Source organism: Pantoea sp. ANP04, assembly GCF_041982285.1.
Taxonomy (GTDB): Bacteria; Pseudomonadota; Gammaproteobacteria; order Enterobacterales; family Enterobacteriaceae; genus Pantoea; species Pantoea eucalypti.
Genome location: NZ_JAUTYS010000003.1, coordinates 169,312 through 181,614 on the forward strand (window position 1 = coordinate 169,312; position 12,303 = coordinate 181,614).

Sequence of the window (12,303 nt, forward strand, 5' to 3'; positions counted from 1 at the left end):
CAGCCCCATTCGCACCTAAAGCTAAAAAATTAAGCCAAATCAGTCACTTTAACACAAATCCCAACCCCTTCCCGGACCTGACTTTCAGATTATCGCCAGTGAAAGGGCCAAAAAAAACGGCTCCCGGAGGAGCCGTTTTCACATTACATCGCCTTTATCTGGGCATGCATTTCCTGCACGGAGATAACCTGTTCCGTCGGATCTGCATTCAGCGCCATCGCAGTCGCGAAACCGCCGTTCAGCGTAGTGTCGTAGTGCACTTTATACTGCAGTGCGCTACGGCGAATCAGCTTCGAATCTTCAATCGCCTGACGACCCGCCGTGGTATTCACGATGTAGCTATACTCGCCATTCTTCAGACGGTCCTGAATATGCGGACGACCTTCATGCACCTTGTTAACCAGGCGCGGATTAATGCCCGCCTCGCCCAGTACCACCGCCGTGCCGTGAGTCGCATCCAGTTCAAAACCGAACTTCTGCAGCTTAGCCGCCAGGTCAACGATACGTTTCTTGTCGCCTTCACGCACCGACAACAGCGCACGGCCCGACTTCTTCATATTGCTCTGTGCGCCCAGCATCGCTTTCGAGAACGCCTCAGCGAACGTGCGGCCCACACCCATGACTTCACCGGTAGAGCGCATTTCTGGTCCCAGAATCGGGTCAACGCCCTGGAACTTGTTGAACGGCAGCACCACTTCTTTAACGGAGTAGTAAGGCGGAATCACCTCTTCAGTGACGCCCTGCTCTGCCAGCGTTTTACCTGCCATCACGCGCGCGGCCACTTTCGCCAGCGGTACACCCGTCGCTTTAGAGACGAACGGAACGGTACGCGCCGCACGTGGGTTGACTTCAATCAGGTAGACTTCGTTGTCTTTCACCGCGAACTGGACGTTCATCAGGCCGCGAACATTCAGCTCGAATGCCAGCTTCTCAACCTGCTGGCGCATCACATTCTGAATCTCCTGACTCAGCGTATAGGCCGGCAGTGAACAGGCGGAGTCACCGGAGTGAACACCAGCCTGCTCGATGTGTTCCATGATGCCACCAATCAGCACCCGCTCGCCGTCGCAGATCGCATCCACATCCACTTCGACCGCATCATCCAGGAAGCGATCCAGCAGCACCGGCGCATCGTTGGAAACCGAAACCGCCGTCTGGAAGTAGCGCTTCAGGTCGATTTCATCGTAGACGATCTCCATGGCACGGCCGCCCAGCACATAAGAAGGACGGACCACCAGCGGATAACCCAGGCCAGCAGCTTTCTCCACCGCCTGCTCCAGCGTCGCGACGGTGGCGTTAGCCGGTTGCTTCAGATTCAGGCGATCAACCGCCTGCTGGAAACGTTCACGGTCTTCAGCACGGTCAATGGAATCCGGGCTGGTGCCGATAACCGGTACGCCTGCGGCTTCCAGCGCACGCGCCAGTTTCAGCGGGGTCTGACCGCCATACTGCACGATCACGCCTTTTGGCTGCTCGATGCGCACAATCTCCAGCACATCTTCCAGCGTAACCGGCTCGAAGTAGAGGCGATCGGAGGTGTCGTAGTCGGTCGAAACGGTTTCCGGGTTACAGTTAACCATAATGGTCTGGTAGCCATCTTCACGCAGCGCCAGTGCGGCGTGAACGCAGCAGTAGTCGAATTCAATTCCCTGGCCGATACGGTTGGGTCCACCACCCAGAATCATGATTTTTTCACGATCCGGACTCGGATTGGCTTCGCACTCCTCCTCATAGGTGGAGTACATGTAGGCCGTGTCCGTCGCGAACTCTGCGGCACAGGTATCTACGCGCTTGTAAACCGGGTGCAGATTAAACTGCTGACGCAGCTTGCGGATTTCGCTCTCCGCCACACCCGCCAGCGTCGCCAGCCGTGCATCGGCAAAGCCTTTACGCTTCAGCGTGCGCAGGAAATTCGCATCCAGGCTATTAACGCCTTCGCGGGCGACCTGATCTTCCAGTTTAACCAGCTCTTCAATCTGCACCAGGAACCAGCGGTCAATGTTGGTCAGATTGAACACGCCATCGACGGACATGCCTGCACGGAAAGCATCTGCGATATACCAGATACGGTCTGAACCGGCATCTTTCAGCTCACGACGGATGCGGGTTAACGCTTCCGGGTCATCGAGGTGCACTTTCGGGTCGAAGCCGTTAGCGCCTACTTCCAGGCCGCGCAGCGCTTTCTGCATGGACTCCTGGAAGGTACGGCCAATCGCCATCACTTCGCCGACCGACTTCATCTGCGTGGTCAGGCGATCGTTGGCACCGGCAAATTTTTCGAAGTTGAAACGTGGGATCTTGGTAACAACGTAGTCGATTGAAGGCTCGAACGAGGCAGGCGTTAAACCGCCAGTGATATCGTTCATCAGCTCGTCGAGGGTATAGCCAACCGCCAGTTTGGCCGCCACTTTAGCAATCGGGAAGCCGGTCGCTTTTGACGCCAGCGCTGAGGAGCGTGACACGCGCGGGTTCATCTCGATGACAATCAGTCGGCCATCTTTCGGGTTAACGGAGAACTGCACGTTGGAGCCGCCAGTTTCAACACCGATCTCACGCAGTACCGCCAGCGAGGCGTTACGCATGATTTGATACTCTTTGTCAGTCAGCGTCTGGGCAGGCGCTACCGTGATGGAGTCACCGGTGTGAATCCCCATTGCGTCGAAGTTTTCGATTGAGCAGACGATGATGCAGTTATCGTTTTTATCGCGCACCACTTCCATCTCATACTCTTTCCAGCCAATCAGCGACTCATCAATCAGCAGCTCATTGGTGGGAGAGAGATCGAGACCGCGTTCACAAATCTCTTCAAACTCTTCGCGGTTGTAAGCGATGCCGCCACCGGTGCCGCCCATGGTAAAGGAAGGACGGATAATGCACGGGAAGCCAACATCTTCTGCCACGGCCAGCGCTTCTTCCATAGTGTGTGCGATGCCGGAGCGCGCCGTATCCAGACCAATGCTTTTCATCGCCACGTCGAAACGACGACGATCTTCTGCTTTGTCGATCGCATCAGCAGTCGCACCAATCATGGTGACGCCAAACTCTTCCAGCACGCCATGACGTTCCAGCTCCAGCGCACAGTTCAGCGCCGTCTGTCCGCCCATGGTGGGCAGTACTGCATCCGGGCGCTCTTTTTCGATGATTTTGCGCACCACTTCCCAGTGAATCGGCTCAATGTAGGTTGCATCAGCCATTTCCGGGTCAGTCATGATCGTCGCCGGGTTGGAGTTCACCAGAATGACGCGGTAACCCTCTTCACGCAGCGCTTTACACGCCTGCGCACCGGAATAGTCAAATTCGCAGGCCTGGCCGATCACAATCGGACCGGCACCAAGAATCAGGATGGATTTTAGGTCTGTACGTTTTGGCATGAATTAGCTCCTGATTACTTCGCTTGCAGACGGAATGCGTCAATCAATTCAATAAAGTGGTCAAACAGCGGCGCAGCATCACCCGGACCCGGGCTGGCTTCCGGGTGACCCTGGAAGCTGAATGCTGGCTTGTCAGTGCGATGGATGCCCTGCACGGTTTTATCGAACAACGAAATGTGGGTCACACGCAGGTTTGCTGGCAGATTGTTCTCGTCGACCGCAAAACCGTGGTTCTGCGCGGTGATCATCACGCGGTTATTTTCGAGATCTTTCACCGGATGGTTACCACCATGGTGGCCGAGTTTCATCTTCACGGTTTTAGCACCGCTGGCCAGCGCCAGCAGCTGATGACCCAGGCAGATACCGAACACCGGAATCTCTGTCTTCAGGAAGTCCTGAATCGCGCTGATCGCGTAGTCGCACGGCTCCGGGTCACCAGGACCGTTGGAGAGGAAAATGCCATCCGGATTCAGCTTCAGAACCTCTTCAGCTGGCGTCTGTGCCGGAACCACAGTCAGACGGCAGCCGCGATCGACCAGCATACGCAGAATGTTGCGCTTGGCGCCGTAGTCATAAGCCACCACGTGATATGGCAGCGACTCCGCAGCAGCCTGCTCTGGCAGACCTGCGTCCAGTGTCCAGCTGCCCTGCTGCCAGCTGTAAGTCTCAGTGGTGCAGACCTCTTTCGCCAGATCCATTCCTTTCAGTCCCGGGAATGCCTGGGCCTTTTGCAGCGCCAGTGCGGCATCCGGATTGTCGCCGGCAATAATGCAGCCGTTCTGCGCCCCTTTCTCACGCAGCAAGCGCGTCAGCTTGCGGGTATCGATATCGGCAATCGCCACAATGTTGTTGCGCTGCAGGTAGGCCGACAGGCCTTCTTCGCTACGGAAGTTGCTGGCAATCAGCGGCAGGTCACGAATAACCAGGCCCTGCGCATGAATCTGGCTGGATTCTTCGTCGGCGGCATTGGCACCGACATTACCGATATGGGGATAAGTGAGAGTAACGATTTGGCGGGAATAGGAAGGATCAGTGAGGATTTCTTGATAGCCGGTCATTGAAGTGTTGAAAACGACTTCTCCCACTGCCGATCCTGTTGCCCCGATGGCCCGACCGTGGAATTGGGTTCCGTCTTCCAGAACCAGGATTGCTGACTTTATCAAAACATCCTCCAGGGAATAAACAGTCAATATATCTGCATATTAATTCAAAATAGCCGCCTGAATCAATGCAAAAACCGCCTGAATTGTCGATTTTTGGCAAATTGCGCGCATTCTAATGACAGCCCTGGTCATTGTCTACCCTGCAGCGGGATTTTTTCACACTTATCTGCCTTATGAGGTAAAAAACAGGCATGAGCGGCAAAAAGAGAGGAAAACCCGGCAGAATAATCGTTTGCCAGGCGACATAAAAACGAAACCGGCTTAAGCGGTCCCTTATTTTTGACCAAATGGTCAAAAATGGCGTCCATCAGGGAAAATAAATGAAGAAAAGGTGGGAAAACAACAACCAGAAAGTAATTTTTAATCAGAATGGCTATTTTAAGATAAAATTAAGGGCAATGAAAACATTGCCCCTGTTCAATCAAGGTATTAACGATTGAAATAACCACATCACGATGGTTCACAACACTCACAACATCGACAAATCCAGCACGTCACGCATATCAAACAAACCACATTTCTTATCTTTTAGCCATAAAGCTGACTTAACGGCGCCATTTGCAAAGGTCATGCGACTTGAGGCCTTGTGGGTAATCTCTACACGCTCACCGATATCTGCAAACATCGCCGTATGCTCACCCACGATGTCACCCGCGCGAACCGTAGCAAAACCAATGGTCTGTGGCTGGCGTTCACCGGTGTAGCCTTCACGCGTATAAACCGCATGCTCGTCCAGTTTCCACTGCATGGCATCGGCTATCGCCTCACCCATCGCCAGTGCGGTGCCAGACGGCGCATCCACTTTATGACGATGATGTGCTTCGACAATCTCAATATCCGCATATTCACCCATGACTTTGGCAGCCTTCTCCAGCAGCTTCAGCACCAGGTTAACTCCCACGCTGAAGTTAGCGGCAAAGACAATGGCGATATCTTCCGCCGCCGCGCGAATGGCTGCTTTGCCTGCCTCATCAAAACCGGTGGTGCCAATCACCATCGCTTTTCCGTGCTCACGGCAGATCGCCATATACTCCAGCGTGCCTTCCGGACGGGTGAAGTCGATCAGCACATCAAAGTCGTTAGTCACCGCGCGTAAATCGTCAGCGATGAGGATGCCATTCTTTCCGATGCCCGCTAACTCACCAGCGTCGCTGCCGATCAGCGATGAGCCTGGACGTGCCAGTGCCACACCCAGCTCAACGCCTTCTGCCTGCCGCGTCGCCAGAATCAGATTACGGCCCATACGGCCCGGCGCGCCCACAATAGCAATGCGGATAGTGTTCATATTTATTCATTCCTAAAACAAAACTATGCATCCAAAGCGTCATCAGGTTAACGGTGAGTTAACAGTCACGCCACTAATAATCCGTGATAATAAGAATTTTATGCCAGCCGCCTGTGATTATCAGTAAAAGCAATCATCGCAGTAAACAACGGCATTTCAGCCGGGCTATAAAAACAAAAAAGACCGAACAGAGTCGGCCTTTTTATCAGTCATATCGAAGCATTACTGCACGTTACGTACGTCGACGCGCAGCTCTTTAGGCACTTCAAAAACAATATTCTCTTCACGGCCAATCAGCTCAATCGCCGCTTCGCCGCCCAGCTCACGTAACCGCTGGATCACCTGCTGCACCAGAATATCGGGGGCTGAAGCACCTGCGGTAACGCCGATGCAGGCCACGCCTTTTACCCACTCTTCCTGTATATCATCGGCAGAGTCGATCAGCTTTGCCAGTTTACCGGCACGCTGTGCCAGCTCGGCCAGACGGTTAGAGTTCGAAGAGTTTTTCGAACCGACCACCAGCACCACTTCCGCATCTTTCGCCAGCGTACGAACGGCTTCCTGACGGTTGGTGGTGGCGTAGCAGATATCATCTTTACGCGGCCCGATGATCGCCGGGAAACGCTGACGCAGGGCATCAATGATGTCTGAAGTGTCATCCACAGAAAGCGTGGTCTGCGTCATGAAGCTCAGATTGTTTTCGTCTTTGACGGTCAGTCTGAAGACATCTTCCGGCGACTCCACCAGATACATGCCACCATTGGGGTTGTTGTATTGCCCCATGGTGCCTTCAACTTCCGGATGACCCGCGTGACCAATCAGAATCGCTTCCACGCCTTTACGGCTGGCGCGTGCGACTTCCATATGAACTTTGGTGACCAGCGGACAGGTAGCATCGAACAGCATGGTCAGATTGCGCGCTTTAGCTTCGGCACGCACCGCCTGTGAAACCCCGTGCGCGGAGAAGATCAGAATGGCGTTATCCGGCACTTCGCTGATCTCTTCAATAAAGATGGCACCGCGCTCACGCAGGCTGTTCACCACGTAACGGTTATGCACCACTTCGTGACGGACATAGATGGGCGCGCCATACATCTCCAGCGCGCGCTCAACAATACTGATGGCGCGATCAACGCCAGCGCAGAAGCCGCGCGGATTAGCTAACAGGATTTGCATCGTTCGTCTCCAGTGCCGGATCGATTTCCAGCACTTCTACATCAAACTGAATACGGCGACCCGCCAGCGGATGGTTGAAATCGACGGTGATAGAATCACCGGAGACTTCGCGGATCACGCCTGGCATTTCACTGCCGCCCATGCCGCTGAACAGCATGATGGCACCCACTTCCGGTTCGCCTGCATCAATAAAGTCCCGACGCGAGAAATACTGGATCAGGTCAGGGCTGACGCCACCAAAGGCATCTTCCGGTTCCAGAGTAAACTGTTTAGTCTGACCCGCTTTCAGCCCCAGCAATGCCTGCTCAAGCGCTGCAGAGAGGCTGCCATCACCAAGACGGAACAGCGCGGGCTTGCCGTTTGCACGGGTCGATTCCGCCGTCGAGCCATCTTCAAGCTTCAGCGTAAAATGCACCAACACCGCGCTTTCGCGCTGCACGAACTCAGTCATCACTTACCCTTTCTGTTTAGCCTGTTTGCCGTTCGGGCTGAAAAAGCCCTCCAGCACCACCAGTGCAGCCCCAATACAGATGCCGCAGTCAGCGATATTAAATGTAGCGAAGTGCCAGTTACCGACATAAAAATCGATAAAATCGACCACAAAGCCATGGTACGAGCGATCAAACAAATTGCCGATCGCGCCGCCAATGATCAGAGCATAGGCGATATTGGCCATCTTCTGACTGGCATGATTGCGATACATCATCACCACCAGTGAGATCACGATAGCCAGCGCGATACCCGCAAAGAACCAGCGCTGCCAGCCGCCTTTGTCCGCCAGGAAACTGAACGCCGCGCCATAGTTGTGCGCATAGAACAGGTTCAGGTAGGGCATCAGCGGCTGGGTTTCATGCAGCATCATGTTGTTCATCACCCACTGCTTACTGGCGAAGTCGACAACAATCACCACCAGCACCAGCCACAGCCAGCGCAATCCGGTTGATAAAATAGGTTTACGCATCAGGCAAATTCACGCTGTTCGCCGTCACCGGCTACGTTAGTGTAACAACGACCACAGACCTCAGCATGCTCAGGATTCTGTCCGACGTCGGTAGTGTAATGCCAGCAGCGCTGACATTTCTCGCCTTCCGCCTTGTGCAGCGCGATTTTCAGACCTTTCAGCAGTTCACTCTGCTGCGCTTCATCGTTCGCCAGCGCGTAATCCGCCACCTGTGCGCCAGAAGTCAGCAGCACAAAACGCAGCTCATTACCCAGCGCATGCAGTTTAGCGGCCAGCTCCGGATCGGCATACAGCGTGACCGTTGCTTCCAGTGCACCACCGATACGTTTATCCGCACGTGCCTGCTCGATCACCTTGTTCACTTCGCCACGCACTTTCAGCAGCTCGGCCCAGTAGGCATCATTCAGCGCTTCATCTTCCGCCAGGCCAAACAGACCCTGATACCACTCTTCGGTGAAGACATACTGCGCACGTTCGCCTGGCAGATAGCCCCAGATCTCATCCGCTGTAAAGGACATGATCGGTGCCATCCAGCGCACCAGCGCTTCGACGATGTGCCACAGCGCGGTCTGGCAGCTGCGACGCGCCAGGCCATCACCTTTCGCGGTGTACTGACGATCCTTGATAATATCGAGATAGAAGCTGCCCATCTCAATCGAACAGAACTGCATCAGACGCTGGATCACTTCATGGAAATCGTAGTTCTCGTATGAGGCAACGATATCAGCCTGTGCCGCCTGTGCGCGACCCACTGCCCAGCGATCGACCACGACCATCTCTTCCGGTTTCACCAGATCGGTGACCGGGTTGAAGCCGCTAAGGTTAGCCAGCAGGAAACGCGCGGTGTTACGGATGCGACGATAGGCATCGGCAGAGCGCTTGAGGATCTCATCGGAGACCGCCATTTCACCCGAGTAGTCGGTTGAGGCCACCCACAGACGCAGAATATCGGCGCCCAGTTTGTTCATCACATCCTGCGGCGCGACCGTGTTGCCGATTGATTTCGACATTTTACGGCCCTGACCATCCACGGTGAAACCGTGCGTCAGTACCTGACGATAAGGCGCTTGGCCCTTCATTGCCGTGGAGATCATCAGCGAGGACATAAACCAGCCGCGATGCTGATCGGATCCTTCCAGATAGAGGTCTGGCGCATGTCCGCCAAATTCCGGACGCGCATCCACTACAGAATAGCTGGTTGAGCCGGAGTCAAACCATACATCCAGCGTATCCGGCACTTTAACGTAGTGATCGGCGTCGTCGCCCATCAGTTCACGCGGGTCAAGATCCCACCAGGCCTGAATACCTTCCTGCTCAACACGCTGCGCCACTTTCTCCATCAGCGCCAGCGTGTCAGGGTGCAGCTCTTCGCTCTCTTTGTGAACGAACAGCGCCATCGGTACGCCCCAGGTACGCTGACGAGAGATACACCAGTCAGGACGGTTCGCCACCATCGATTCGATACGCGCCTGGCCCCAGTCCGGGATCCACTGCACGCCTTTGATCTCTTTCAGCGACTGCGCACGCAATCCTTTCTGATCCATGCTGATGAACCACTGCGGCGTGGCGCGGAAGATGATCGGCGTTTTATGGCGCCAGCAGTGCGGGTAGCTGTGCAGCAGTTTCTCAACGTGCAGCAGCGCGCCTTTCTCTTTCAGCAGCTCAACGATCATGTCGTTGGCTTTAAAGACATTGACCCCATCCAGCGTCGGATACGTGCCTGGCAGATAGGCGCCATCCGGTCCTACCGGATTCGCGGTTTCGATGCCATATTTCTGGCCAATAACATAGTCATCCGGGCCGTGGCCTGGCGCGGTGTGAACGGCACCGGTACCCGCGTCCAGGGTCACGTGCTCGCCCAGTACGACCAGCGACTCAAGCGCCAGGAACGGATGCTGGAACTTCTGCAGCTCCAGCGCAGCGCCCTGACATTCGCCCAGCACCTGCCATTCGCTGACACCGGCGCGCTTCATGACGCTTTCCACCAGCTCTTTCGCCAGGATCAGGGCGCGGCCGTCGATCTGGATCAGCTGGTATTCAAATTCAGGATGCAGGGAGATCGCGCGGTTAGCCGGTAATGTCCACGGCGTCGTGGTCCAGATAACCAGTGAGATCGGGCCATTAACCTGGGATACGCCGAACGCCCCACGCACCGCGGCGGTATCGACGGCATTAAACATCACATCAATCGACGGTGACGTTTTGTCGTAATATTCCACTTCCGCTTCTGCCAGGGCAGAACGGCAATCCAGGCACCAGTGCACCGGCTTCGCGCCTTTGTGCAGATGGCCATTACCGATGATTTTACCCAGCGCACGAATGATGTTGGCTTCGGTACCAAAATCCATGGTCAGGTAAGGACGATCCCAGTCGCCCAGCACGCCCAGACGGATAAAGTCCGCTTTCTGGCCTTCAACCTGTTCAGCAGCATATTTGCGGCATGCGGCACGAAATTCCGCGGCGGTGACTTTCTCGCCTGGCTTGCCGATCATCTGCTCAACTTTGTGTTCGATTGGCAGACCGTGGCAGTCCCAGCCGGGCACATACGGCGAGTCATAACCCGCCATGCCTTTCGACTTAACGATAATGTCTTTCAGAATCTTGTTAACGGAGTGACCAATATGAATGCTGCCGTTCGCATAAGGAGGGCCATCATGCAGGATAAAGGTTTTTTTCCCTTTTTTGGCTTCGCGGATGATGCCGTACAGGTTGTCGGCATACCAGCGTTGCAACATTCCCGGTTCGCGTTTGGCCAGATCGCCACGCATCGGGAATCCCGTTTCCGGCAAATTCAGGGTAGATTTATAGTCACTCATCAGATTCTCGATTCCGTTTTTCGCTCAGGTTAAAGCAGCCCAAAGAACTGCCGGGCCGTTACCACATCGTTCGCAATTTGTTCTTTCAACGCCTCCAGTGAGGCAAAGCGCTGCTCGTTTCGTATTTTCTGTTTCAGCACCACATCAATGTGACGACCATAGAGATCGATATTGATGTCGAGCAGGTGAACTTCAAGCTGCTGGCGTAAACCTTTTACGGTCGGACGGGTGCCGATATTAGCAACACCCGGCAGTGGCTCGGGCGTCAGACCCTGTACCTCCACGGCATACACTCCTTTCACCGGCGTGACGCTGCGGCGTAAAGGGAGGTTCGCAGTCGGGAAACCCAGCGTGCGTCCCAGTGCATCACCGTGCACGACGCGGCCGGAAATAGTGAAGGGATGACCTAACAGCGACTGCGCCAGTGCTAAATCATCCGCAGCCAGCGCCTGACGCACGGCAGTGCTGCTGATTCGCTTACCACCGTCACAGAAGGTTTCGGTGCTGACGACCTCAAAGCCATACTCCACACCGGCTTTCTGTAATAACAGGAAATCCCCCTGGCGACCAGCGCCGAAGCGGAAATCATCACCTACCGCAAGGTACTTTACATCCAGCTTGTCGACTAACAGGTCACTGATAAAGCGCTGTGCAGACAAGGCCGCAAAGCGACGATCAAACCGCACGCACAACACTTTATCCACACCCGCTTCCGCCATATAGCGCAGTTTTTCACGCAGGCGTGTCAGGCGCGCCGGGGCTTTATCGCCGGCAAACAGCTCCAGCGGCTGTGGCTCAAACACCATCACCACGACGGGCAGATGACGCTTACGTCCCTCTTCACACAGTCGCGACAGCAGCGCCTGATGCCCGCGATGTACACCATCGAAATTACCAATGGTCAGAACGCAGCCGCGATGCTGCTCGTTAAGATTATGAATACCGCGGATAAACTTCATGGCTGGCCCAAACCGGTGGAAATCGGCGGATTATACCCTTGAAAGCGACTCAGGTTAACCCGTCTGCACGCCTTTCATGCTTTAGCGGCTGCATTTCCTGTTGCAGATGTGCATGTTAAGAATTTTGTCGCTAAATACTGTATTCAGTGAGGGGAAGCTGGTAGAATCTTGCGCCATCAAATACGTAATCGAGTGCCGTTCTTAGAGCGACGCTTATTTGCACAAATCCATTGACAAAATCAGGTTAGAAGGGCATAGTCCTCGGCCTTTGATTTGTCTCTATAGAACACATTTGGGAGTTGGACCTTGGCTAATATCAAATCAGCTAAGAAACGCGCCGTAACATCTGAGAAACGCCGTAAGCATAACGCTAGCCGCCGCTCAATGATGCGTACCTTCGTTAAGAAAGTATACGCGGCGATCGCTTCAGGCGACAAAGCTGCTGCGCAGAACGCATTCAATGAAATGCAACCACTTGTGGATCGTCAGGCCGCTAAAGGTCTGATCCACAAAAACAAAGCTGCACGTTATAAATCTAACCTGACTGCACAGATCAACAAACTGGCTTAATC

Annotated in this window: 9 protein-coding genes; 1 reads left to right on the top strand and 8 read right to left on the bottom strand. The window is 54.6% G+C overall.

Going from position 1 to position 12,303, the window contains the following annotated elements:
* Positions 1-143: 143 nt before the first annotated feature.
* The 8 genes from carB to ribF form a co-directional block, all read right to left on the bottom strand.
* Complete coding sequence (carB, locus tag Q7C21_RS05595; RefSeq protein ID WP_003854816.1) at positions 144-3,371, bottom strand: carbamoyl-phosphate synthase large subunit; 3,228 nt, start codon at positions 3,369-3,371, stop codon at positions 144-146.
* A 14-nt stretch (positions 3,372-3,385) separates the two neighbouring features.
* Positions 3,386-4,534, bottom strand: coding sequence for a glutamine-hydrolyzing carbamoyl-phosphate synthase small subunit (gene carA, locus Q7C21_RS05600; protein WP_033763250.1), 1,149 nt, complete (start codon positions 4,532-4,534; stop codon positions 3,386-3,388).
* Between the two features lie 469 nt (positions 4,535-5,003).
* Entirely contained in the window at positions 5,004-5,819 is an 816-nt protein-coding gene (dapB, locus tag Q7C21_RS05605) for a 4-hydroxy-tetrahydrodipicolinate reductase (protein ID WP_375150491.1), read from the bottom strand.
* 222 nt (positions 5,820-6,041) lie between these two features.
* The gene (ispH, locus tag Q7C21_RS05610) at positions 6,042-6,995 is read right to left on the bottom strand and encodes a 4-hydroxy-3-methylbut-2-enyl diphosphate reductase (protein WP_003854823.1); all 954 of its coding nucleotides are present in this window, start codon (positions 6,993-6,995) and stop codon (positions 6,042-6,044) included.
* Entirely contained in the window at positions 6,976-7,446 is a 471-nt protein-coding gene (fkpB, locus tag Q7C21_RS05615) for an FKBP-type peptidyl-prolyl cis-trans isomerase (RefSeq protein ID WP_003854824.1), read from the bottom strand. Before fkpB ends, ispH begins: the two co-directional genes overlap by 20 nt.
* 3 nt (positions 7,447-7,449) lie before the next feature.
* Positions 7,450-7,956 (bottom strand): signal peptidase II, encoded by a 507-nt coding sequence (gene lspA, locus Q7C21_RS05620; RefSeq protein WP_003854827.1) that lies wholly within the window; start codon positions 7,954-7,956, stop codon positions 7,450-7,452.
* The gene (gene ileS, locus Q7C21_RS05625; RefSeq protein WP_003854829.1) at positions 7,956-10,772 is read right to left on the bottom strand and encodes an isoleucine--tRNA ligase; all 2,817 of its coding nucleotides are present in this window, start codon (positions 10,770-10,772) and stop codon (positions 7,956-7,958) included. The genes lspA and ileS overlap by 1 nt, the downstream gene beginning before the upstream one ends.
* 29 nt (positions 10,773-10,801) lie before the next feature.
* Positions 10,802-11,731, bottom strand: a complete 930-nt coding sequence (ribF, locus tag Q7C21_RS05630; RefSeq protein ID WP_033763252.1) for a bifunctional riboflavin kinase/FAD synthetase — start codon at positions 11,729-11,731, stop codon at positions 10,802-10,804.
* Positions 11,732-12,037: 306 nt separating this feature from the next.
* On the opposite strand from ribF, the gene rpsT reads away from it, so the two are divergent.
* Complete coding sequence (gene rpsT, locus Q7C21_RS05635; protein ID WP_008925553.1) at positions 12,038-12,301, top strand: 30S ribosomal protein S20; 264 nt, start codon at positions 12,038-12,040, stop codon at positions 12,299-12,301.
* The last annotated feature ends 2 nt before the right edge of the window (positions 12,302-12,303 follow it).